Annotated in this window: 14 protein-coding genes and 1 pseudogene; 10 read left to right on the forward strand and 5 right to left on the reverse strand. The window is 67.3% G+C overall.

Going from position 1 to position 24,132, the window contains the following annotated elements; all coding sequences use genetic code 11:
* Positions 1–36 precede the first annotated feature (36 nt).
* The 6 genes from NMN56_RS02295 (at position 37) to NMN56_RS02320 (ending at position 11,976) form a co-directional block, all read left to right on the forward strand.
* The gene (locus NMN56_RS02295; protein ID WP_274043586.1) at positions 37–1,785 is read left to right on the forward strand and encodes an AIPR family protein; all 1,749 of its coding nucleotides are present in this window, start codon (positions 37–39) and stop codon (positions 1,783–1,785) included.
* Positions 1,786–1,841: 56 nt separating this feature from the next.
* The gene (brxD, locus tag NMN56_RS02300; protein WP_274043585.1) at positions 1,842–3,167 is read left to right on the forward strand and encodes a BREX system ATP-binding protein BrxD; all 1,326 of its coding nucleotides are present in this window, start codon (positions 1,842–1,844) and stop codon (positions 3,165–3,167) included.
* A complete protein-coding gene (locus tag NMN56_RS02305) occupies positions 3,167–5,347 on the forward strand; it encodes a DEAD/DEAH box helicase (RefSeq protein ID WP_274043584.1) in 2,181 nt (726 codons plus the stop codon). The genes brxD and NMN56_RS02305 overlap by 1 nt, the downstream gene beginning before the upstream one ends.
* A 327-nt stretch (positions 5,348–5,674) precedes the next feature.
* The gene (locus tag NMN56_RS02310) at positions 5,675–7,285 is read left to right on the forward strand and encodes a 3' terminal RNA ribose 2'-O-methyltransferase Hen1 (protein WP_274043583.1); all 1,611 of its coding nucleotides are present in this window, start codon (positions 5,675–5,677) and stop codon (positions 7,283–7,285) included.
* Complete coding sequence (locus NMN56_RS02315) at positions 7,282–10,110, forward strand: polynucleotide kinase-phosphatase (RefSeq protein ID WP_274043582.1); 2,829 nt, start codon at positions 7,282–7,284, stop codon at positions 10,108–10,110. The genes NMN56_RS02310 and NMN56_RS02315 overlap by 4 nt, the downstream gene beginning before the upstream one ends.
* A gap of 414 nt (positions 10,111–10,524) precedes the next feature.
* Positions 10,525–11,976, forward strand: a complete 1,452-nt coding sequence (locus tag NMN56_RS02320; protein WP_274043581.1) for a sensor histidine kinase — start codon at positions 10,525–10,527, stop codon at positions 11,974–11,976.
* Between the two features lie 51 nt (positions 11,977–12,027).
* On the opposite strand, the gene NMN56_RS02325 is transcribed toward NMN56_RS02320, so the two are convergent.
* The 3 genes from NMN56_RS02325 to NMN56_RS02335 form a co-directional block, all read right to left on the reverse strand.
* A complete protein-coding gene (locus tag NMN56_RS02325; protein ID WP_274043580.1) occupies positions 12,028–12,420 on the reverse strand; it encodes a type II toxin-antitoxin system death-on-curing family toxin in 393 nt (130 codons plus the stop codon).
* Positions 12,417–12,611 (reverse strand): ribbon-helix-helix protein, CopG family, encoded by a 195-nt coding sequence (locus NMN56_RS02330; RefSeq protein ID WP_173266151.1) that lies wholly within the window; start codon positions 12,609–12,611, stop codon positions 12,417–12,419. The genes NMN56_RS02325 and NMN56_RS02330 overlap by 4 nt, the downstream gene beginning before the upstream one ends.
* Before the next feature lie 880 nt (positions 12,612–13,491).
* Positions 13,492–13,980: a tyrosine-type recombinase/integrase gene (locus NMN56_RS02335; RefSeq protein ID WP_274043579.1), complete on the reverse strand. Its 489-nt coding sequence runs from the start codon at positions 13,978–13,980 to the stop codon at positions 13,492–13,494.
* A gap of 1,368 nt (positions 13,981–15,348) precedes the next feature.
* On the opposite strand from NMN56_RS02335, the gene NMN56_RS02340 reads away from it, so the two are divergent.
* Together NMN56_RS02340 and NMN56_RS02345 are read left to right on the forward strand one after the other, a co-directional pair.
* Positions 15,349–16,143 (forward strand): hypothetical protein, encoded by a 795-nt coding sequence (locus tag NMN56_RS02340; RefSeq protein ID WP_274043576.1) that lies wholly within the window; start codon positions 15,349–15,351, stop codon positions 16,141–16,143.
* Entirely contained in the window at positions 16,130–17,299 is a 1,170-nt protein-coding gene (locus NMN56_RS02345) for a helix-turn-helix domain-containing protein (RefSeq protein ID WP_274043575.1), read from the forward strand. Before NMN56_RS02340 ends, NMN56_RS02345 begins: the two co-directional genes overlap by 14 nt.
* Positions 17,300–17,477: 178 nt before the next feature.
* Here the strand turns inward: NMN56_RS02345 and NMN56_RS43185 are convergent.
* Both NMN56_RS43185 and NMN56_RS02355 read right to left on the reverse strand, forming a co-directional pair.
* Positions 17,478–18,642: pseudogene (locus tag NMN56_RS43185) on the reverse strand (IS256 family transposase).
* A 117-nt stretch (positions 18,643–18,759) separates the two neighbouring features.
* Entirely contained in the window at positions 18,760–19,908 is a 1,149-nt protein-coding gene (locus NMN56_RS02355) for a hypothetical protein (protein ID WP_274043573.1), read from the reverse strand.
* A 168-nt stretch (positions 19,909–20,076) separates the two neighbouring features.
* On the opposite strand from NMN56_RS02355, the gene NMN56_RS02360 reads away from it, so the two are divergent.
* Both NMN56_RS02360 and NMN56_RS02365 read left to right on the forward strand, forming a co-directional pair.
* On the forward strand, positions 20,077–20,205 hold the full coding sequence (locus NMN56_RS02360) for a hypothetical protein (protein ID WP_274043572.1): 129 nt from the start codon (positions 20,077–20,079) through the stop codon (positions 20,203–20,205).
* Between the two features lie 902 nt (positions 20,206–21,107).
* Positions 21,108–23,987 carry a tetratricopeptide repeat protein gene (locus NMN56_RS02365; RefSeq protein WP_274043570.1) on the forward strand — a complete coding sequence of 960 codons (2,880 nt, stop codon included), beginning with the start codon at positions 21,108–21,110 and terminating at the stop codon, positions 23,985–23,987.
* The last annotated feature ends 145 nt before the right edge of the window (positions 23,988–24,132 follow it).

Genomic DNA, 24,132 nt, shown 5'->3' on the forward strand with positions numbered 1-24,132 from the left:
CTTACCCGCCATTTCCACACCCCTGAGCCGGGAGCCATGAGCGTCAACGACCGTGTGCTGATCAACCAGATGATCGAGGAACGCCGCAACTCCCGTGCGGTGCCTTTGACGTTCGACGCGGGCTTCGAAAGGTTCGCGAGTGAACACGCGCTGCACGGCTTCGGACTCTCCGAGGAAGAGGTCGAAGCGGGTGTGATCGGCGGTGCGAACGACGGGGGCATCGACAGTGCCTACGTCTTCCTCGGTGGGAGGCTGCTGCACGAGGACAGCGACATCATCCAAGACCCCTCCGCCGCCTCGAAGGTGGACAACGGAACACAGCTGACGCTGTGGCTCGTCCAGGCGAAGACCAGTCCCGCCTTCTCCGAGACCGCCCTCGACAAGGTGGCCTCCACCTGCAAAAACCTGCTGGACATGGAGGTGGACGAGGCCGCGGTCGCCGTGCTCTACGCCGCAGATCTCCTCGCCCGCTTCAAACTGTTCAGGAATGCTCTGAAGCGACTTCTCACCCGCCATCCGACCGTACTGATCAAGTTCTCGTACGTGACGCGCGGCGAGGCGGGCGAAGTCCATCCCAAGGTCCAGGCGAAAGCCAAGATCCTGGAGACCCAGTTCAGCAACGTCTTCGCCATCTCCACCGGCGAAGTCGAGTTCCTGGGCCCCGCGGAACTCTGGAAGCGTGCGAGCACCCTGCCCTCGTACACGCTGGAACTCCCGTACCGGGAAAGCATCACCCACGGCACCAGTCACATCGCCCTGGTGGCTCTGGGCGAGTACATCGACTTCCTCAGCGAGGAGACCGGGACGATCAAGTCCCATATTTTCGACTGGAACGTCCGCGACTACCAGGGAAACGTCGAAGTCAACCGGGAGATCACAGCCTCGCTGCAGAATCCGGAGGCCCCCGAATTCTGGTGGCTCAACAACGGCATCACGATCGTGTGCTCACAAGCGACCTCGGTCGGGAAGCGGCTCAGCCTCTCCGACGTACAGATAGTCAACGGCCTCCAGACTTCGTACACCCTGCACGAAACCCTCAAGGAGCTGTATCTCTCCGACCCGGCCGATCCCGTCTTCGAGCGGCTCGTACAGGTGCGCATTCTCAAGACCGAGGACCAGGCAGCCCGGGACGCGGTGATCCGAGCCACCAACCGGCAAACGAGCGTGCCCGTCGCTTCGCTGCGAGCCACAGACGACATCCAGCGGCAGATCGAGTCGTACTTCTTCGAACACGGCTGGTTCTACGACCGCCGCAAGAACTTCTACCGGAACCAGGGCAAGCCGACCGACCGCATCGTCAGCATCCCGCTGTTGGCGCAGTCCGTGATGGCGATCGCGCTGGGGCAACCCGACAACGCCCGTGCCCGCCCGTCGAGTTTGCTGAAGAGAAACACCGACTACGACCGGATCTTCTCGGACAAGACGCAGCTTTCCGTTTACCTGTGGCTGGCCAAGGCGCAACGTCACGTGGACGAGTTCCTCCAGTCGAACGGGGACCCCATGTCCCGGTCGCAGTACACGAACCTCCACTTCCACCTCGCCATGCTCGGCGCCGTCGACATCGTGGGCCACGTGTTCAACAAGCCGGAGAAACTGAACAATGCCGCCCGCGAAGAGGTCTTCCCCAGCTCCGGCCGGCTCGGGTCGCTGTGGGGCTCGCTTCAGGAACTGTTCAGGGCGTTCCAGAACGAGCGCGAATGGGGGCCGGACAGAACCGCGAAGAGCGCCGACTTCGTCGCATACCTGACGGACAACCTCGGCTACGGGACCCTGCGCCGCAAGTGACCACAGGGCACGGCGGAGCACGGCCCGGGGCCGGCAGCGAATGGGAGGATGGGCGAGTGATCGAGCCTCGCCCCTCCCCTGTGTCCGCCGCTCGTCGGAGAACCGCAATCGACGCACTGCGGCGCGGAGCCGTGCCCGAGAGCGGTCTGGATCTGCTCGCCACCGGTCTCGACCGTTTCGAGGCCGCCCTCGACGCCGAACTCGACGGCGTCGCCTCGGGATCCTCCGTCTTCAAGGCTGTACGGGGTGAGTACGGATCGGGCAAGACGTTCTTCACCCGCTGGCTGGGAGAACGGGCCAAGCAGCGCAACTTCGCCGTCGCCGAGATGCAGGTCTCGGAGACGGAGACACCGCTCCACAAGCTCGAGACGGTCTACCGGCGCCTGACCGAACGGCTCTCCACCCCGAGCTTCCCCCCGAGCGCGCTGCGTCCCGTGGTGGACGCCTGGTTCTACGCGCTGGAGGAGGACGCGCTCGCCGCGGGAGCGGACGAGGACGCGCTCGGCAGCGCGGTGGAGCAGTTGCTCGCCGACCGGCTGACCGAGGTGTCCCGGCACGCTCCGTCCTTCGCCACCGCCCTTCGCGGGTACCGGTCCGCGCTCGCCGACGGTGACGAGGCGACGGCGTCCGCCGTTCTCGCCTGGCTCGGCGGCCAGCCCCATGTGGCCGCGACGGCTCGCCGCTCGGCGGGAGTGCGGGGCGACCTCGACCACTTCGGCGCTCTGGGCTTCCTGCAGGGGCTGCTCACCGTCCTACGCGACTCAGGACACCGGGGCCTGTTCGTCGTACTCGACGAGGTCGAGACGCTGCAGCGAGTCCGGTCGGACGCCCGGGACAAAGCCCTCAATGCGCTGCGTCAGCTGATCGACGAGCTGCACTCCGGCCGGTTCCCAGGGCTCTACCTCGTCATCACCGGCACGCCCGCGTTCTTCGACGGTCAGCAAGGCGTACAGCGGCTCCCGCCGCTCGCCCAGCGGCTCGCCACGGACTTCACGACCGACGCGCGGTTCGACAACCCGCGCGCCGTCCAGCTGCGCCTCCCCGGCTTCACCCTGGATTCCCTGACAGGACTGGGGAGGACGATCCGCGATCTCTACGCGTCCGGTGCCGAAGCGCCCGACCGGATCAAAGCGGTGGCCGACGACGCCTACATCGCCGACCTCGCCCGCGCCGTGGGCGGGGCGCTCGGAGGCAAGGTCGGAGTGGCGCCCCGGCTCTTCCTCAAGAAGCTGGTCGGCGACGTGCTGGACCGTATCGACCAGTTCCCGGATTTCGACCCCCGGCAGCACTACCGGCTGACGGTGGATGACGGTGAACTCACCGACCTCGAACGGAACCTGGCCGCGTCGGCGTCAGCCGACGACATCGACCTGGAGCTGTGATGGCGCCCGCCGCCGACCCCGTGGACCGGCTCGACCCCGTCGTTCTGCACCACGTGGTGAACACGCTCGGCTGGCCGGACCTGCGCCCCCTTCAGCGTGCCGCGATATCCCCCGTGATGGACGGCGAGGACACCTTGCTCCTCGCGCCCACAGCCGGAGGCAAGACCGAGGCGGCCTGCCTGCCGGTGCTCTCGGCCATGTCCGGGCAGAACTGGACCGGCACCTCGGTCCTCTACCTCTGCCCGCTCAAAGCCCTCCTCAACAACCTGGTGACGCGCATCGACGGGTACGCACAGTGGCTCGGCCGCAGCGCGGCACTGTGGCACGGAGACACCAGCCAGTCACAGCGGCAACGCATCCGTACGGAGCGACCCGACATCCTCCTCACGACTCCTGAGTCGCTGGAGGCCATGCTGATCGGGGTGAAGACCGACCACGCCCATCTGCTGAGCGGAGTGCGCGTCGTCGTCGTCGACGAGGTCCATGCTTTCGCGGGCGACGACCGGGGCTGGCACCTCCTGGCCGTGCTGGAACGTCTTGCGCGAGTCGCGGGCCGGCCCCTCCAGCGGATCGGCCTGTCCGCGACCGTCGGGAATCCACAGCAGCTGCTCACCTGGCTCCAGGGATCGGGCGCCGAACAGCGCCCCGGCCGGGTCGTCGCACCGGAACGCGCGGACACACCGGCTGCGGACACACCGGCTCACACGCCTGGCTCCGCACCACAAGACGGCGCCTCAGCCGGCCCTCCGCCCGGAGATGTCGACCTCGACTACGTCGGCTCCCTCACCAACGCGGCCAAGGTGATCGCCACCCTGCACAAGGGCGAGAAGCGGCTGGTGTTCTGTGACTCGCGCCGCCAGGTCGAGGAACTGGGCGCGGCACTCCGGGCCCGGGACGTCACGGCCTTCCTCTCCCACGCCTCACTGTCGGCCGACGAACGCGCCAGGTCCGAGCAGGCGTTCGCCGAAGCGCGGGACTGCGTCATCGTGGCCACCTCCACCCTGGAACTCGGTATCGACGTCGGAGACCTGGACCGGGTCATCCAGATCGACGCCCCCGGTTCCGTCGCCTCGTTCCTCCAGCGGATCGGCCGTACCGGGCGCCGTGCGGGGGGCACCCGCAACTGCCTGTTCTTGGCCACACACAAGGACGCACTGCTGCAGGCCGCCGGATTGCTGCTCCTCTGGGGCCGCAACTGGGTGGAACCCGTCGTCGCACCGCCCGAGCCACGCCACCTCGTCGCCCAGCAGCTCCTCGCCGTCACGCTCCAGGAGCACAAGCTGGGGGACCAGCTGTGGCCCGAGCAGTGGAACGGCCTCGCGCCCTTCGACCGATCGGCCGCGCCCATACTGCGACACCTGACCGATGCGGGGTTCCTCGACACCGACGGCGGCCTGCTGTTCATCGGTCCGGAGGCCGAACGGCGCTTCGGAAGGCGGCATTTCATCGAGCTGACCGCCTCGTTCACCGCGCCGCCCCAGTTCACCGTCCTGTCCGGGCGCACCGAGATCGGCCGCATGGATCCGACCGTACTCACCGAGGAGCGTCCCGGACCGCGCCGCCTGCTGCTCGCCGGCCGCAGTTGGCAGGTGACCTTCATCGACTGGGGAAGGAAACGGGTGTTCGTCGAGCCGGTCGAAAGCGGTGGGGTCGCCAAATGGTCCAGCGGGGCGCACACCGGACTGACGTATGTGTTGACCCGTGCCATGAGGGAGGTCCTCCTCGGGGCCGATCCCCCCGTGGCACTCACGCGGCGAGCCGACGCCGGCCTGCAGGAGTGGCGTGACGGTACAGCATGCGACCTGGTCCACCCGGCCGGGACACTGGTGGTCCGGCGAGGCAACGACGTCCGCTGGTGGACATGGGCGGGGTACCGCGCCAATGCCACGCTGGGGGCGACGCTGCCCTCGATCGCCGACCCGGTACAGCGCCCCACAGACTGCTACCTGCGCCTACGGGAGGACCTGACGCAGGACATGTGGCGCACGGCTCTCGACGCCGTCCTGGCGGGGCCGGCTTTTGTCCTCCCCGATGTCGACCACCGAGCGGTGCAAGGGCTGAAGTTCTCGGCGGCGCTCCCTGAGCGCCTGGCTGTGGCGACGCTGGCGGCCCGGCTCGCCGACTTCGACAGCGCACGGACCGTCCTCTCGGAGCCCACGCGCTTCTCTACGGCCCCGTGACCATGCCAGGCGAGACCCGGACGGGCATGACGGAGACGGTCCGGAGTCGAACGCGGCTACGTGCGACCGAGCCGTCCTGGGGCTCACCCTGATCAAGTGCCGATCAAAAAGGTCGGAAGAATTCCATACCTTCGCTGTACGTTGTCCGGACCCGTCATGAGCAGGGCGCAGCACGCGCGCGGCGGCTTGCCGGGGGCGGCCTGCGCGAGTGTGCGAGGACGACGGGAGGGTGGGACCGTCAGCACCGAAGCGCGCATCGCACGTGTCCGACGTCCAGACCCACTATCCAGAACCGCTGTCCAGAACCGATTTCGAGGCTTTACCACGGTGTTCCTGACAATCAGCACGACCGGTACCCCAGAACGCCCCGCGACCGACCTCGGGTTCCTGCTGCACAAGCACCCCGACAAGGCGCAGGCGTTCTCCACCTCGTACGGCACGGCTCATGTGCTGTATCCCGAGGCGACGGCGGAACGCTGTACCGCGGCGCTGTTGCTGGAGGTGGACCCCGTGACGTTGGCGCGGCGGGCCAAGAACAAGGGCGGCAAGGGCCGGAGCGCGCCGCCTGACGCGGCGCTGGCGCAGTACGTCAACGACCGCCCCTACGCCGCCTCGTCGCTGCTCGCTGTCGCGCTCAGCCGTGTGTTCTCCAGCGCGCTACGTGGCCAGTGCACCGCGCGCCCAGAACGGGCGGCGCAGCCGCTGCCGCTGCGGATCGAGGTGCCGGCGCTGCCGGCGCGCGGCGGCGCCGCACTGGTGCGGGAGCTGTTCGAACCGCTGGGGTGGAACGTGACGGCGGAGACGGCGCCGTTGGACGAACAGTTCCCCGAGTGGGGCGAGTCGCGCTACATCAAGCTCGTACTGGACGTGCCCGAGGGGCAGTTGACGCTCTCCGAGGCGCTGCGGCATCTCTACGTACTGCTGCCGGTGCTCGACGACTCCAAGCACTACTGGGTCGCGCCCGACGAGGTCGACAAGCTGTTGCGGGCCGGCGAGGGCTGGCTCTCCACGCACCCGGCACAGCAGTTGATCACCAGCCGCTACCTGGCCCGGCGCTGGTCACTGACCCGCGAGGCGACGGAGCGACTCGAACTGGTGCGGCTCGCCGAAGCGGACGACACGGATGTCGAGGAGATCGACAACGCGGTGGACGACGGCACGGGCGACGGCGTGGACGACGGCGACGGCACCGGCGATGGCGGCGGCTCGGAGGAGACGCGCACGCCACTCGCCGTACAGCGCCGGGAGGCGATCCTCGCGGCGCTCGGCGCGGCCGGGGCGAGCCGGGTGCTCGATCTGGGCTGCGGCCAGGGCCAGTTGGTGCAGGCGCTGCTCAAGGACACACGGTACGCGGAGGTCGTGGGCGTCGATGTGTCGATGCGCGCGCTCACCATCGCCGCGCGGCGGCTGACGCTGGAGCGGATGGGAGAGCGGCAGGCGGAACGCGTCACCCTCTTCCAGGGCTCGCTCACCTACACCGACAAGCGGCTCAAGGGGTACGACGCGGCGGTGCTCAGCGAGGTCATCGAACACGTCGACGTGGAGCGCCTGCCGGCGCTGGAGTACGCGGTGTTCGGCTCGGCGCAGCCGCGGACGGTCCTCGTGACGACCCCGAACGTCGAGTACAACGTGCGCTGGGAGTCGCTGCCCGCCGGACAGGTACGCCACGGGGACCACCGGTTCGAGTGGACGCGCGAGGAGTTCCGTGCGTGGGCCGGCCGGGCCGCGGAGCGGCACGGGTACGGCGTGGAGTTCGTGCCCGTGGGAGACGACGACCCGGAAGTGGGGCCACCGACCCAGATGGCGGTCTTCACACGGACCGGGAACGACCGGACGAGCCGGACGGACCGGACGGGCCGAACGGCCCAGACAGGCCGGACGGACCAGACGGGCCGGTCAACGGATGACGGGAGCGAGAAGGGAGTGAAGGCGGCATGACGGACCCGAACATCGACCCGAACGCGGGCACGGATCTGAGCGCGGACGCGAGCCCGGACCCGAGCGCCGACCCGAATCCGGGCAACGACCCGAGTACGGACGCCGGCCCGAACGCGGACGCCGGCCCGAGCACGGACGCCGGCCCGAACGCGGGCACCGGCAGCACAAGCGGCACCGGCAGCACAAGCCGCGCCGGCAGCACGCGCAGCGCCGGCCCCCGCACTCTCCCCGTCCCCGACCTCTCCCTCGTCGTCCTCGTAGGAGCCACCGGGTCCGGTAAATCCACGTTCGCCCACCGGCACTTCACGGCCACCGAGGTGCTCTCCAGCGACTTCTGCCGCGGCCTCGTCGCCGACGACGTGAACGATCAGAGCGCCAGCCGGGACGCCTTCGACGTGCTGCACTACATCGCGGGCAAGCGGCTCGCCGCCGGCCGCCGTACCGTCGTCGACGCGACCAACGTGCAGAGCGACAGCCGTAAGCAGCTGATACAGCTGGCCAGGCAGTACGACGTACTGCCGGTGGCCATCGTCCTCGACGTTCCGGAGGAGGTCTGCGCCGAGCGCAACGCCGGCCGCGCCGACCGGGCCGGCATGCCGCGCCGGGTCATCGCCCGCCACCAGCGCGAACTGCGCCGTTCCCTGCGGCACTTGGAGCGCGAGGGGTTCCGCAAGGTTCACATCCTGCGCGGTGTGGCGGAGGTCGAGAGCGCGGGGATCGTCACCGAGAAGCGCTTCAACGACCTCTCGCACCTCTCCGGCCCCTTCGACATCATCGGCGATGTCCATGGATGCGCCGCTGAGCTGGAGTCCCTGCTCGGCACGCTCGGGTACGCCGACGGGGTGCACCCCCAGGGGCGTACGGCCGTCTTCGTGGGCGACCTCGTCGACCGCGGCCCGGACACCCCGGGGGTGCTGCGGCGGGTGATGGACATGGTCGCGTCAGGTAACGCGCTGTGCGTACCCGGCAACCACGAGAACAAGCTCGGCCGCCACTTCAAGGGCCGCAAGGTCCAGCGCACGCACGGACTGGCCGAGACCATCGAGCAGTTGGAGGGCGAGAGCGAGGAATTCCGCTCCCGCGTACAGGAGTTCGTCGATGGGCTCGTCAGCCACTACGTTCTCGACGGGGGCAAGCTCGTCGTCTGCCACGCCGGGCTGCCGGAGAAGTACCACGGACGCACATCGGGCCGCGTGCGCTCGCACGCGCTGTACGGCGACACGACGGGCGAGACCGACGAGTTCGGTCTGCCCGTGCGCTACCCGTGGGCCGAGGAGTACCGCGGCAAGGCAGCCGTCGTGTACGGGCACACGCCCGTACCCACCGCCTCCTGGCTGAACAATACGATCTGCCTGGACACCGGCGCCGTCTTCGGCGGCAAGCTCACCGCGCTGCGCTGGCCCGAGCGCGAACTGGTCGACGTCCCGGCCGAAAAGGTCTGGTACGAACCGGTGAAGCCGCTGCGCGCCGAGGCGCCCGGCGGCCACGAGGGGCGGCCTCTTGACCTCGACGACGTACACGGCCGCCGCGTGGTGGAGACCCGGACCCTGGGGCGCGTGTCCGTACGCGAGGAGAACGCAGCCGCCGCCCTTGAGGTGATGAGCCGCTTCGCCATCGACCCGCGCCTGATGCCGTATCTGCCACCGACGATGGCACCGACCCCCGCCCCCACAGCGCCGCGCGATGCCCGGGGCGGCGCCGCTGCCGAACACTTCCTGGAGCACCCGGCCGACGCCTTCGCGCAGTACGCGTCGGACGGTGTCGCGCGCGTCGTGTGCGAGGAGAAGCACATGGGGTCGCGCGCTGTGGTCCTGGTGTGCCGGGACGCGCAGGTGGCACGGGAGCGGTTCGGGCTCGACGGCTCTTCGTCGGCCACCGGGGCGCTGTACACCCGTACCGGCCGACCCTTCTTCACGGACGCCATGAACGACTCGGCCGCCGCCTCCTCCCCCACGGGGGAAAAGGCCCCCTCCCCCACGGAGGAAATCATCGGCCGGGTCCGCGCCGCCGCCACCGAGGCAGGGCTCTGGGAGGAGCTGGCCACCGACTGGCTGCTGCTCGACGCCGAGCTGATGCCGTGGTCACTGAAGGCTTCCGGCCTGCTGCGCACGCAGTACGCACCTGTAGGAGCCGCCTCGAAGGCGGTTTTCCCCGGCGTACTGTCCGCCCTCGAAGGCGCAGCAGCCCGCGGGGTCGACGTCCACGAACTGCTGGCCAAGCAGCGCGAACGCGCCTCCGAAGCGGCGGCGTTCACGGACGCCTACCGACGCTACTGCTGGACGACCGAAGGGCTGGACGGCGTACGCCTCGCGCCGTTCCAGATCCTGGCGGTCCAGGGCCGCTCCCTCGCGGCACTGCCGCACGACGCACAACTGGCCCTGATCGACAAGGCGGTCGAGAACGACCAGTCGGGCCTGCTGCAGACCACCCGACGTCTCTTTGTCGACACCGATGACGAGGCGTCGGTGCAGGCGGGCATCGACTGGTGGCTGGAGATGACCGGCCGGGGCGGCGAAGGCATGGTCGTGAAGCCGGTCGAAGCGGTGGTCCGCGACAGCAAGGAACGCCTGGTACAGCCCGGCATCAAGTGCCGCGGACGTGAGTACCTGCGCATCATCTACGGCCCGGAGTACACACGCCCCGACAACCTCGCACGGCTACGCGGACGCTACCTGCAGCACAAGCGGTCGCTTGCCACCCGTGAGTACGCACTGGGCCTTGAGGCCCTGGACCGGCTCGCCGAGGGGGAGCCGCTGTGGCGCGTCCACGAGGCGGTCTTCGCGGTACTGGCCCTGGAGTCGGAGCCGGTCGATCCACGCCTGTAGGACAGCGACGCGGTTCGGGGCAGGCGGGCGGGCAGGCGGGCAGGCGGGCAGGCGGGCAGGCGGGCAGGCGGGCAGGCGGGCAGGAACGAGCTTCCGGCCGCCGCCGCCCGCCCTCCGCGGTGACGCGGTGAGCAGAACGCAGGCACACCGCCCGCAGCCGGCCGACAGGGCGATGCTGCACGTAGGAGGAGGCTCGCCTTCCGGTGACGTACGACACCGGCCGAACAGCCGCCCCCGCACCCGCCCCGCACCCGCGGCGCAGCACATGGCGTCCACACCGCCCGTCCCGGACCCGCGGCGCGGCACACGGTGTCCACACCGCCCATCCGCACCCGGGACGCGGCAGTTCTCCGCAGGTCGGGCGGGTACCGCCCGGCTGCCGACTGCCTGCCGGCAGCGTTATACGCTCGGCCTGTGACCTCCGCGAGCATGGACGCAGAGACCAGGACGGCGCACCCGTCCCGACCGCGTCGTGTACTGCGCCACCCGGTGGTGGCCGACTGTGTGGCCGTCGGGGTCGCGGTATGGCTGTCGTTGGTCCAGGATCTCAAGAACCCGCACCTCGGCCCGTTCCCCCCATGGCTCAACCTCACGCTGGGGGTCGTCGTCGCGCTGACGCTGCTGGCCCGGCGGCGCGCACCCGAGGTCGTGCTCGCGGTGTGCCTCGCCGCACACGTCACCCAGCTCTCCGTGATGACCCTCTTCCTCGCGCTCTACGCGGAGGGCGCCTACCGGGGGCCACGGCACCGCCGCGTGGCCTGGGGCGCTGCGCTGGTCAGCCTCCTCGCCCTCTCCTTCCAGAGCACCGCACTCCTGCGCGAACCACAGCACCTGCTGAGCCCGCAGGCCCTCATCTTCCTGCTCCTGACACTGGTGCCGTTCCTGCTCGGCATGTACGTGGGTGAGCGCAAGGCCGTACTGCGGGCGTGGGTCGACCGTGCCGAGCGTGCGGAGCGCGAGCAGACGCTGATCGCCGACGCGGCCGTGGCGGAGGAGCGGCGGCGGATCGCAGGCGAGATGCACGACGTCGTCTCCCACCAGGTCAGCCTCATGGTCGTACACGCGAACGCGCTCCATTACGTCGCGGGGGACGAGACCGCGACCAAGGGCGCCTCGACCACCATCGCCACCGCGGGCCGGCAGGCCCTGGACGAACTGCGAGAGATGATCGGCGTACTGCGCCGCCCCCAGGGAGAGCAGCCACCCCCGGACGCGGCACCGCCCTCCGCAACGGAGGAAGCGGCCACCCCGCACCAGGACCCCGGCGCCGCCGCCTCAGGAGCCGGAAGCAAAACCGGAACGGAAACCGGAACCAGAACCAGAACTGGAACCGAAGACCGAACGGAAACCGACCCCGACCCCGAACCCGGAAGCGGCCCCGTCACCAACCGGCCCGCACTGACCCGGCTCCCCACCCTGATCGCCTCGTCCCGCAGCGCCGGACTACCGGTGGTCCTGCGCACCACAGGAGAGCCACGGCCGTTGCCGGAATCCACCGAGCGCGCCGCCTACCGGATCGTCCAGGAGGCACTGACCAACGTGCACAAGCACGCGTCAGGCGCCGAGACAGAGGTCACGGTGGCCTATCAGCACGACACCGTCCGGGTCGGCGTACGCAACCGCGCACCGTCCGGCGAACGCACCGGGCGGGGAACGGCACCGGACGGAACGCCGCTGCTCCCCAGCGGCGGCCACGGCCTGATCGGACTACGCGAACGCGTCCGACTCGCAGGCGGCACCATCGACATGGGCCCACACCCCGACGGCGGCTTCCAAGTAACAGCCCAACTCCCCGCCCCCACCCGCACAAAGGCCACAGCCGGAACCGTAACCGGAACCGGCGCGAGCACGGGCGCAGGCACCTGACAGGCAGCAGCCCACCGCCAGTTCAGCCCCGGCCCTCTTCGTCGTTGCCCATCAGGGAACGGGAAACCAGCCTGCCAGGCGCTTGGCGACGACAGGCACGTCGATACTGTCCTGCGCGACTTCCTCGACGAACGGACCGGCCGTGGAGACGTGCGGCGGGGCAATACTGGCGCTGCCGCCGTTGAACCGCAGGAAGACACGCATAGCGAGCCAGGCGGTCCGCTTGTTGCCGTCGATCAGCGCGTGATTGCGGGCAATGGAGTGCAGCAAAGCCCCCGCCTTCTCGTGCAGCGTGGGGTATAGCTCGGTCCCGAACACGTTGGTCCGGGGCCGCTCGATCGCTGAGACCAGGAGCCCCGTGTCACGCACGCAATACTCGGTGCCGTTGACCTTGCGGGCGATGGCCAAGACCTCGTCGAGCTGGATGTAGCGCACTTCGGTCACTTCAGGTAGTCCAGGATCTCCGCATCGCTGTCCATCAGCTCGGCCAAGACGTCATCGACCTTCAGCTCGGCCCGATCCTGGGCTTCACGGATGGCCTCAATGGCAAGCTCCTGCTTACTCCGGCGCTCGCGCCGAGCACGCTCAGTGAGCTTCGCGTCAAGGTCGTCGGGCAGTCGAAGTGTCATCGCCATGCGCCCATGATACCGGGCTGGTATCTAGGCGCCAGTACATGGATCGAGTGCGAGAAAAACGGCAGTTCAGAAACGGTATACAGGCTGCGGGGACCTTGAACCGCTCGCACGAGCACAAGGCACCCCGACCGCATCCCGGCGCAAACCTGGCCGTTCCCATGGCCCAGCGCTCAGCCCGCCGAGACCCCACAGCTACCGCAAAGCCGCAGCTCCGCTCAGAGGTACGAGCGCGTTGTCCGCTCGACCTGCCGTATGGAGGAAACCAGGTGACCGAACACTGAGCCGTACCCCCAGCTCACGCCCCCTTAGAGACCGGCTCCAAAATCGCCACGCACTCCATGTGATGGGTCATCGGGAACAGGTTACAAAGTCGGATCATCATAAAACCCCAGGTCAGCCAGCATTTGCGTGCGATCCCACCGGTCCGCGATCCCTCTGAGCGTCAGACGAGCGTCACGCGATTCCGCCTGGCAAGCACCTCAGGACCGGCCGGCTACAGACCTCGCCTTGATCGCGACGGGCACGAAGGGCTCGCCGTTGCACCGGGTCAGCCACTCGAGCACAGCACATATCTGGGCGGACACCTGATACCTGCTCTCCCCGGTGGGTGCGGCAGCCTCTCCCTCTGTACGCCCCCCTGCCAGGCCGAACAGGACCCATTCACCAGATTTGCGGTCGCCGCCATGCGCGTTCACGCTGGCAAGCCCCCCGCCGGAAGTGCAGCCTCTCGCACTGGCGGTCCGACGCATTTGATCCATCTGCCGAGCGCTCCTTGGGCAGCCCGGCCAGCCTGAGGCGCTCGGAATTCACCGGGCCGAGGAGGACACCGCAATCTCCCCCGTCGTCGAGTCCGACTACTCCACGCCCTTCCACCGGTGAGCTACGCGACAAGACTCAGCCGAGCGCCCATGCCTTCCCACGCATCAAGTACCGCTTCGTGGGCTCCCGGCTGGAGATGCGCATAGCGCTCGGTCGTCTGGTAGTTCGCGTGTCCGAGCAAATGCTGGACCTCGTACAGGGAGACCCCTATCTGCACGAGCCAGTAGGCGCACGTGTGACGCATGGTGTGTGGCGAGTATCGCAGCACGAGCTGCTGCGCACCGGCATCGTCGAGGTAGTAGGCATTACCCAGGGCCGACCACCAGGTGTACCGGCGCCAGTTCCCGTCGTTCAACGGTCGCCCGGCACGGCCCTTGGTGAGTGTAGTGAAGACCAGATCATCGGAGGCGAGACCGCGCAGATGGCGCTCGAGGGCGTCGAGGACATTGGGCGGGAGCGGGACTTCGCGTCGGCTCTTCGTCGTCTTCGGGTACGGCTTGATGCCCTTGCCAGTGTTGACGTCAACGACAGAGCAAGCGGGATCGATCACGGTCGACGCTGCGGCAGCGGAGACCGGTGAGCTCTCCCCAGCGCAGTCCGGTGTAGAAGCCCAGCAAGCACATGGTGCGCCAGACCGACGGTAGTGAGCACAGCACGCTCTGCGCCTGGCCGGGCGTGAACCATTGCGGCGGGCGGTCCGGAAGGCACGGCAGCGCAATATGCCGGCATGGACTGATCACAAGGAGGCCGTTATCGACGGCCGCGCTCAACAACGACGATGTCAGGTGGTAGGACCGTCTGACAGCGGACGACCCCACCCCCTGGTCGGCGAGCAGACGAATCCACGTCTGTACGTCGATACGCTGGATATCCCTCAGCTTCCAGTACGGCAGGACATGATTCCTCATAACGGACTCGTCACCCCATAGCGTGCGCGGGGCGACCCCCCTCGCGTTCCACCAACGTGCGTGCCAGTCCAGAAAGCTGACCGCGCTTCCCCTCGGATCGCGACGATCCCGGATGCACAGACTCGCCTCTCGCTCATCACCCCACGCACGGGCCTGCACCTTCAGCGGGAACGTCACAGAAGAGCGTCTGCCCTCACGGTCCCGGACCGTAGCCTGCCAATTGCCCGAACTCAGCCTCCGCAGATACAGACGAACTCCTCACCTACCGACCGAATCAGCCCTAACTGTTCAAACCGCCACAAACCTCTCACCAAGACCGATACGCCGAAGCCTGCCAACTCAGGCCCCACATCCCTCAGATGCCACCTCAAACCACTCCGATCGGCATGGCGGTCAACTCGGCTACTCCGCCAACTCATGGTTCGACTGCGCAACCACGTCGATCGCTCGCCACAGACGGTCAGCCCATCTGGCCCGTGGCCTGAGCGCGTAGTTCGAAGATCAACCCGACAGAGCAGCCCTCCACACTCGGGAGGGCCTCGCCGTGCCTACAGGCGGGCTCACCAGTGGACACGCCACGTAACAGCTGAGCAGTTCGCCGTCGATCGGGAGCGCGGGTTCGAGGACGGCGGGTAAGGGGCTTCTCCAGATTGATGGTGGACCGGCAACCGTTAAGGGAGGGCAGGAGACCGGCCCTCGGGGGCACGCCAGCGGTGCTGAACCGCGTCGGTGTGCTCGTCCGGTGCGGCGGCCTCGGTGTCAACGACGTGGAGCGCGGCCGGGGGCGCAACGAAGGCAAGGGCAGTGCGCGCCAGTTCGACGGATTCGACGACGCCTCGGGGCGAGGCGATGGCGATGCACTTGAACGCGGCACCGCCGAGGCCGCAGGGGGATAGAACGGAACAAGTGCACCCAGCACCAAAGCAGTTGTGCAAAATCTCCGACATCAACTAAAGTGAGCGCCGCACTGGAATGCTTCGATGCGTAGTCCGACCCGAGGAGTCGTCCGCATGAGTATGCCTTCGTCGCCGTGGACGACCGACGTGTTCGGCGAGCACGCAGCAGATGTACGCCGCCGCGTCGGGCAGGGCCTTCGCAACATGCAGGCCAACGCACAGGCCGCGCAGGAACAAGGCTCATCCCGCACCACCCGCGTCTACGGCACCAGCCGATACGAGAACCAGTACGAGCGACTTCAGGACGAACTCAAGAAGGTGCCTGGTGCCAGTGCGGTCAAACCGTTCCAATTCTCCTACGAGCTGATGCTCATCGGTAACGGCCTGCTCTACCCGTTCCGGTATTCCAAGACCAAGTCGGACGTACGTAGTGCGCGCATCCCCAGCCAGTCCCAGCTGGTACAGGAGCTCTTCACGTTCGCGCCGGCGCCGAAGCACATCCAAGATCCGTTGGACCTCGACTTCGGGCCGACCGTCCCGTCTGCCGAACCGCGTGGTGCACTGGCGACGATCCCGCAGGGCACTCAGCTGGTGCTGGTGCCCTTCGCCTGCAACGCCTCCGAGCTCCTTGAGGCGTACTGGGGCATCGCGGCGCTCGGGATGAACCGGCAGTTGGAGTGGGCCACCGATCCCGAGCCGCTCCACCTTCCTCAGGAAGTCACCTCATACACGCTGCGACCGATCGGCATTCCGAACCAGGTCACGGCACACACCAGCTTCGCCGACGGAATCGAACCCACCCTTACGCTGTCCTCGCGTACCGCCTCGGACCAGGCTCTGCACGTACCCGTGCGGACCGAGGCAGAATCTGTCGAGGACCAGACCAGCGAAGACGATGCGACCCATTAAGCAAGACCTCATCCCCGGTACAGAAGAACGACGCACCACGCCACGTGCTATCTCCGACGGCTTCGATGCCAGCCGACTGACACAAGCCCGTCGGCTGGCGGAGATGACGAAGAAGGACGTGGCCCTTCAGCTCGGGGTGACGCCTGCCGCTGTGGGCCAGTACGAAACGGGCGTGTCGAAGCCGCGACCTGAACTGATCCCCCGGCTCGCGGAGATCCTCGGGGTACCGGTGACGTTCTTCCTGCTAGGAAGGCCAGCCAGCCGGCTCGACGCTTCCATGGCCCATTTCAGGAGCCTTCGCAGCACGCCTAAGTCCCAGCGAGAGCGCGCGCTCGCCTTCGCGGAGCAGGTCTGGGAGCTTACGTACGCACTAGAACAGCGGATCCAGCTACCTCTCGTCGATCTGCCCGGCTTCGCTGGTGGGGAGGTCCATCCCGGCGAGGAGCTGTCCACCGACCCCACGTCCGCAGCCCGCGAGCTTCGCAGGCGCTGGAGTCTCGGCGACGGCCCTGTCACTCATCTGGTGAGACGGATGGAGTCCCACGGGATCGTGGTGGTCATGCCGCCTGCTAATGATCCCTCCGCTGCGAGCGTGGATGCCTTCTCCACCCGGGCCGCGCGGCCGCTCGTCGTTCTCACCGCCAACCGCGCCGACGACATCTACCGGCACAGGTTCACCGCTGCTCATGAGCTGGGCCACCTTGTGCTTCACGGTGATGCCACCGGTGACAGCCGTCAGGAGAAGGAAGCTGACGCCTTCGCAGCTGAGTTTCTGACCCCCCAGGACAGCGTCCTTCCGTTCCTGCCACGACGAATGGATTTTGCACGCCTGGCCGAGCTCAGAAGTGTCTGGGGAGTCTCCCTCCATTCCCTCGTCTACCGCTGCCGCGAGCTGGGGCTGATCTCCGACGCCACCGCCAGCAGGACGTACCAGCGCCTACGTGCTCTCGACGGCCAACCGGGCTTCACCGCGGAATCGGTCTCGAACTTCCCTGGTGAACAGCCTTCACTACTCGGACAAGCCTTCAACCTGGCTGCCAACGAAGCGGGTCTCTCGGTTTCCCAACTGGCTCACGAATTGGCCTGGACAAGCAAGAGGGTGCAGGACCTGCTGGGCGTCCAGGAACAGAAGCCGGTGCTTCGGCTGGTCCAGTAGCAGCACTGCTCAACCCGGGGAGCTACGGGCGCGGTTCGATTCCCGGCACTCCGCTAAGAGGTTCTGGCATCAGGACGGGGCCAAACCTGCATCACATAGCAACGCCACCAGGACCGGGCGTGTCTCGGTTTCCGTGTATGCCCTGTCTTTGACGTTCTGCTGGTTTAGTTTCGGCGGGTCACTCGACGACGTTCAGGCCGAATCCGTCGAGGTCGATGCGGTCGCCGTAGCAGCCGACGAGGACGTTGATCGCGGCCTTCCAATTGTGGGTCCGGCTGGTCAGGTTCGGGCGGTTGGGTTCGCGGTGCCGGATAGCGAGGTTGAGGACCTTCAGGGCGGCGGCTGGCCTGCCGGAAGCGAGAGTTCAGCGATTCGATCATGTTCGTGGTGTAGACGGTCTTGCGGACGCCGGGTGGGAACTTCAGGAACTCGGCGAAGTGCACCCAGTTCTTGCGCCACAAGCCGGTCATCGCCGGATACTGCCCGCCCCACACCTCCTCGAACTGAGCAAACCGGGCCTTGGCCGCGTCCTCGGTCGGGGCGGTGTAGATCGGCCGCAGTTCCGATGGCCTGCCAGTGGGCGCGGGAGGCGAACCTGAGCGAGTTGCGGACCATGTGCACGACGCAGAGCTGCACGTCGGTCTGCGGCCAGATCGCGGTCAGCGAGTCCGGCAGCCCTTCAGCCCGTCACAGCACGAGATCAGCGCTCCCTGAATGCCACGGTTGCGGAGCTCGGCGAGCCAGGTCATCCACTGCTTGGCACTCTCGCCCCCGGTGCCGACCCACGTGCCCAGCACGTCGCGCTCGCCCTCGAGGTTGATCCCGACGGCGATGTAGACGGGCCGGTTGGAGACCGCCCCGTCCCGGACCTTCAGGACGATCGCGTCGATCATCAGAACTGCGTAGATCTTGTCCAGCGGACGGCTCCGCCAAGCGTCGACCTCGTCCTTGATCTTGTCCGTGGCCCGTGAGATCAGCGCGCGAGACATCCATGTCGTAGATCTCCGCGAGATGCTGCTGGATCTCGCCCGTGGTCAGGCCCTTCGCGTACGGCGAGAGCACGGCCTCGTCGAAGCCCTCCAGCTGGCGCTGGTGCTTGGCCACGAGCTGCGGCTCGAACGTCCCCTCCCGGTCCCGCGGCACCTTGATCTCGATCTCGCCGATGTCGGTACGGCCCCGTTTCGAACCTGTCCTGTGCCGCGCGTTCGCCGTCCCGCGGCCGGCCAGATCGCCCTTCTCGTAGCCGAGATGCTCCGTGGCTCGACCAGGCTCACACCCTCGCTACGAGCCCGCTCCACCAACTGCCGTGCGATCTCCTGGTCCTGCACCTGCCGCTGCGTCAACTTGGCCCGTACGTACGATGCTCGAACGCTTGCCGGGCTCGTTCCTGTCGCCCATCATGATCCTTCCCGGCGCCGGTCACCCCAACGCCATCCGGTCACACCGGGCGTACACGAAATTCAGGACAGGCACGTCCTGGCGCGTACCGACGCGGTGAATTCATCGCGGAGGCGATCTGACCGCTCTCGGGCCTCCTGCCACGCGGCGTGGTAGGTGTGCCGGTTACCGGGGTCCGTACCCGCCTTCTTGATCGCCTCCACTTCCACCATCAGTGATCGGTGAACGGACCGGGCTCCGTCGAAGAGAACCCCGTCCACGGTCCCGATCCTCCGAGCCGATCGCTCGACCTCGTTCAGATCCATGTCGACATCGCGCCAGGACCGCCCGGTTGCCGTGACTTCACTCAGATCCACTCCGTAGCCGACGTTGTTGTTAAAGATGGATCTGACCTGCACTCCGAAGTCATCCTGGAGGACGTGGCATCGCTCGACGAAGTCCCGACAGTCAGCGAAGAGCTGTTCCCTGCGCTTGGGCAGGCTGACAGGGTCCCCGAAGAAGTCTTTTCCCTTTTCAGCGAGTTCGTAGTTCTTCATGCCCGGCACATAGGTGAGGCACATCGGCTTGGTCGATTGTGTGATGAGTTCCTCCCTCTCAAGGTGCCTGATCACCAGCCCCGCCAGGTCCGAGTCCTCGCCCAACCAGTCGTCCCTGATGACGCCGACGTACACCTGCGGCGACCCCTGCAGCGTGAAGTCGTGCAGCCTGCCGAAGACGTTGCGAATGGCCCGTCTAAGGCGCGGATCGACTTCGCTCATCTTCCCACTGGTGGCCGCTTGTTCGCTCTCCTGGTGAAGGGATTCGTATGCGGGCAGACCTTCATCAGCAAGCCGCTGCAATGTCCCGCCATTGTCTGCGGCGGACCGGTCGTCACCACTTGAGTCAGCGCGGCGCTTGCCTTGCTTCACCCGTTCCGCGGCCCTCCGCCGCTCCTGCCACGCAGTCGCGCCCTGCTTGGGAGTGCCAGACTTCTGCAGGGGGTTGGCCTCCAGCAAGTCAACGAGGGTGGTGAAGGGCCGGCCGTCGAGACGGTCGTCGGTAGGCACGCTCTTGCCGCTGAACCACAGGCTGAGCTTGCTTTTCCCTAGGCGGACCGGGGGTTCCTGCTGTCCGCCCCATACCGCGATCACGGTGTACGAAGGGTTGCCCGCGTTCTTCCTAAGCTCTCGAAGATCGTGCGCGAGACGCTCAGGCGCTGGTAGGTCGTTCATCCGTCCCCCGTTCGTTCAGTCCGAACCTCCGTTGAACACCAATTTCACCAGGTGTGGCCTGCGGCGACGTCCCGTTCAGCGATCCTGAGGATCGCTGAACACCAGGCCGATCCGGATAACTGGTCGCCAGCCGGCCGAACGAGCCGGATCCGAGGAAGGGCAGGCGACATGTACGTGGAAGCAGTGGTGATCGGGGCAGTGATCACGGGAGCCGCGATGCTGGGGGCGGCAGTGGTGACGGGAACGGCGGCGATCGCGGCGGCGATGATTTCACGCCTGGGTCGCGGCGGCTCATGACACCGAGTCGGCCGGGTGGGCGGCGTCACCCCCACCCGGCGCGGATCATGGCGGAGTCCTGATGGTGATGACCGTTCTGTGCCGAACAGTTGATTAGCGGAGCAAGTACGCGAGCTGTGGTATGCCAGCGGGGACACGACCCGCTTGAGGTGAAGCGGGCGCCGCAGAACGATCGACGACCTCCCGCTCCCGCTGATGGCGTCCGACGTGATCGCGGCGCGGCTCTGTGCTTGGTCTTCGCATGCGAGGTGCCAGAGTGGACGCCAGATACCGCAGCCTGGCTCACTGGAGTCTTCATCGACTCAACGTCGTCCGTGACAGTGGGCGAGTACCCGCGTACGGTCCTCCGGTGCGGCCAGAGCGTACCAGTCCGCCTCGCCGAGGAGGTCGAACCCGGCATCCGGTGCGAGCTTGCCGGGTCGGCCTGGTGTCGCCGTGGGCCCAACAATAGAAGCTGGCACATCGACCAACCCGGCCAATGTCAGGACCAGTTGAGCCCGCAGCATCGCACAGTGCCGCTAGACATGCCGGGCAGACGAGCCGGGAAGCCAGCTGCCGCCCTCGTCCGCTCGCGTCACGATCTCGCCGCCGGGCATCGTGAAGGACTCGGCTCATGACCCCACCACGAGGACGGACCACGGCTGACGAGTTCGCGGACAAGACCCGAGACCGCACATCCTCCCGCCGTCTTCAGCGCTTCGAACCGCCAAGCCCGGTGCCGTCACTGCGAATTCCTTCACCGCGCGTCCTCTCTCCAGGTCCGGCCTCTCCGGCCGGCCGTCGGCCATTAGCCCGGATCCGTGCGGGGTTCAACGGTCGGTTTCCCGCTGAACCCCACATCGCCGCAAGCCAGACCTGCTGGAATAGGCGTTCAACGGAAGTTCGGATTGAACAGGTGACGGATGGACGATCAGTCCGCGGCCGAGCGGCTCGCGATGGAGCTGAGGCAGCTGCGCACGAACGCCGGATCCCCTACGTACGCCCAGATCACACAGTGGGGAAGCAGACAACGTCCCCCGGTCAGTCTCGGCAAGGGCAAGCTCAGCCTGTGGTTCAGCGGGAAGAGTGTTCCCGAGGACGACCTCCCCTTTGCCGTCCTCGTGAAACTGCTCGAAGCCAGGGCCCAGCAGCGGTCCGGCACACCCCAGCGCGGCCTGACCGCGTGGCAGACGAGACGGACGGCGGCGGACCTGGAACGACGCCGTGAGACCGGGGGGATTCCCCGCCGTACCGCGAGGGACGACCCGGCCGCTTCCGGACCGAATCCGGGCACCTACTCGGTGCGTCCTCCGTACGGAGAGCTGCCCACCCGTCTCCATGGCCGGAACAGCCTGTTGGCCGATCTGAAAAGGGCACTGACCGAGGGGCACGAACAAGTGCAGGTCCTGCACGGGCTAGGCGGATGCGGAAAGACAGCAGCGGCGCTGCGGCTTGCCCGGCACGCCCGGGACCTTGGTCATCAGGTGTTCTGGGTGTCTGGGACGACGAAAGAGCGGCTGCTGACGGGTATGTCTCAGGTGGCCAGGGAACTGGGCGTGGCCGAAGAGGACCTCAGTCGCGCCTGGGCAGGGCAGTCGAGCGCGCTGGATCTCGTGTGGCGTTGCCTGGACCGTGCGGGCGAGCGTTGGCTGCTCGTTGTCGACGCCGTGGACGACCTCTCAGTCGTTGCTTCGGAGCACGGCTTGCCAGGGGACGGCACAGGGTGGATCCGACCGAGTCGTTCCGGCCTCACCGTGGTGACGAGTCGTGTCGGAAACCCCCTGCTGTGGGGAACGGAAGCAGTGTGTCGAGCGGTGGACATGCTGTCCGCCGAGGACGGGGAGAAGGTCCTCACTGATCTGGCGGGAGACGCCGGGCCGACGGAGGACGCTCGTGCGCTCGCGATGAGGCTGGGAGGACTGCCCCTGGGACTGCACTTGGCGGGCTCATATCTGGCAAAGACACGAAGGAGCCTGGGCCTAGCGCACGGCGTCGTGGACATCCGGCCCGTGGGGGACTTCGCGGGGTACAAGGCCGAACTCGACCGGCTAGGCGCCCCGCTGCTCGACGCGGGCGAATCACTCAGGTCGCCCATGAACGAGCAGCGGCTGCGCCGTTTGGTGAGCCACACCTGGGAGATCAGCCTCGACTTGCTCACCCGACAAGGGCTGCCGGAAGCCAGATTGCTCATGCGGGTCCTGTCGTGCTTCGCCACGACCCCGTTCCCGACCGCGCTGCTCGCCTACGGTCTCGTCACACTGGAGGGCGAGTTCCCGGAAGGATTCGAAGAGGGCGAGGCAGCCGTCGATGCACTCATCGACGTGGGCTTGCTGAACCTGGTCGACGTGGACGTCTCGATCAGCGGACGCGGAAGCGGCGCGGCGAACGCGGCGAACTTGTGTCTGACAGCTCACCCGCTGGTACTGGAGACCAACGCGGCACAGGTTCGCGACGGAGATGAAACCGCTGAGGTGTGGCAGGTCAGCGCCCGCCTGGCGCGATGGATGGGAGGGGACACGGATACGCCTGATCAATGGCGAAGGCGGCAGGTCCTGGTCCCCCATGTTCTGGCTGCCTTGCGCTCCGCTCCCGCGAACGACGTGGAGTCGCTGGCCTGGTTCGTCGAAGCCGGATGGGTCTCTTACGGCTACTGCCTGGCCTCCAACCATCGGGATCAGGCCGATGAACTACTCAGGTTGATGATGGAACGAGCCGCCGTTCTACCGGAAACCCTTCCCGTGGTCGGTGCGATTCGTGGCCAATACTACGAGGCCATCGGCGATGTGGACGAGGCACGCCTACTCTTCGAGGAGAGCCATGCCGAGCGAGGGCCGCAAGACTTGGAGACACTGCAATTCCAGTTCCGATGGGCACGCGCCTTGCAGTCGACCCGACGGCTGCCTGCCGCGGAAGAACAGCTGCGCACGGTTCTGGACGGGCTGCGCGCGAAGGGCTCCGTGCGCAACAGTTTGCTGGCGCACTCGGTCCTTGTACTGGTGCTCGCGGAACAGGGCAAGGATGAGGAGGCGACCGCAGAGGCGCAGGCGCTGATGTCCGCCATCGAGACGGAACCGTCGGAACTGGACATCAGTCTGCTTCACCACGTGGGTCACGCACTCACGCAAACGCGTCAGACGGAACAAGCAAAGCGCATGTACGGCGCGCTCCTTTCCCGACTCGACGAATCGGACGCACAGCTCTCCCCTCTCTATTACGACATTTCCCAGCTCCTGCTCGGTCTGCTGCTGCACGGGGAAGGTGAACGCCCGGCCATCGCGTTGATCAGCCGTCTCCTCGGTCTCTACATGCCGGCTGGGAGCGACTCTCCGGTAGACCCCGCGAGCCTCGCCGACCTCATCCAAACCCGGCTCGACCTTCAGTTGGAGCTGGCGGAGTCCAGCGGCGCCGAGGACGAGCTGCGGAGGTTGCTGCGCGATCAGCTGAGCGTGAGCGGAAACATCGGCTTGCTCATCGTCGAGTTGCACATCGCGCTCGCTCGCCTGTTCATCGCGCAGGAGGACTTCGCACAAGCCGAGGAGCAGCTGGAGCTGGCCGAGAATGCCGCAACCGCAGCCGACAGCGGCACGGTGCCCCTGTGGACGGTCCCCCTCTGGAACGCCCGGTGCCTGTGCGCCCAAGGCCGCTGCGCAGAGGCCCTGGGCTGCTATGAACGGGCGGTCGCACTGCTCTCCGATGACCCCGCCGGCACGGCGTGCATCATGGAGGAAGCCGCTGACTGCCTCACTATGGCCTCGAGTGGCGATGCCCACATCGGCCAGCGGGAGTCCGGTGGAGGGCAATGAATATCGCCACGAGCGTCACGCCTACCGCGCACCTGCCCCCTGCGGTCCGAACACGACAGGCATCGGACAACGCCCAGCGTCACGAAACAGCACAACCGAGAGGCGATTGGGCAGAGAAGCCAACAGTGCAGTCAGTGCCCCAGCA

Source organism: Streptomyces iconiensis (genome assembly GCF_028657195.3).
Taxonomy (GTDB): Bacteria; Actinomycetota; Actinomycetes; order Streptomycetales; family Streptomycetaceae; genus Streptomyces; species Streptomyces iconiensis.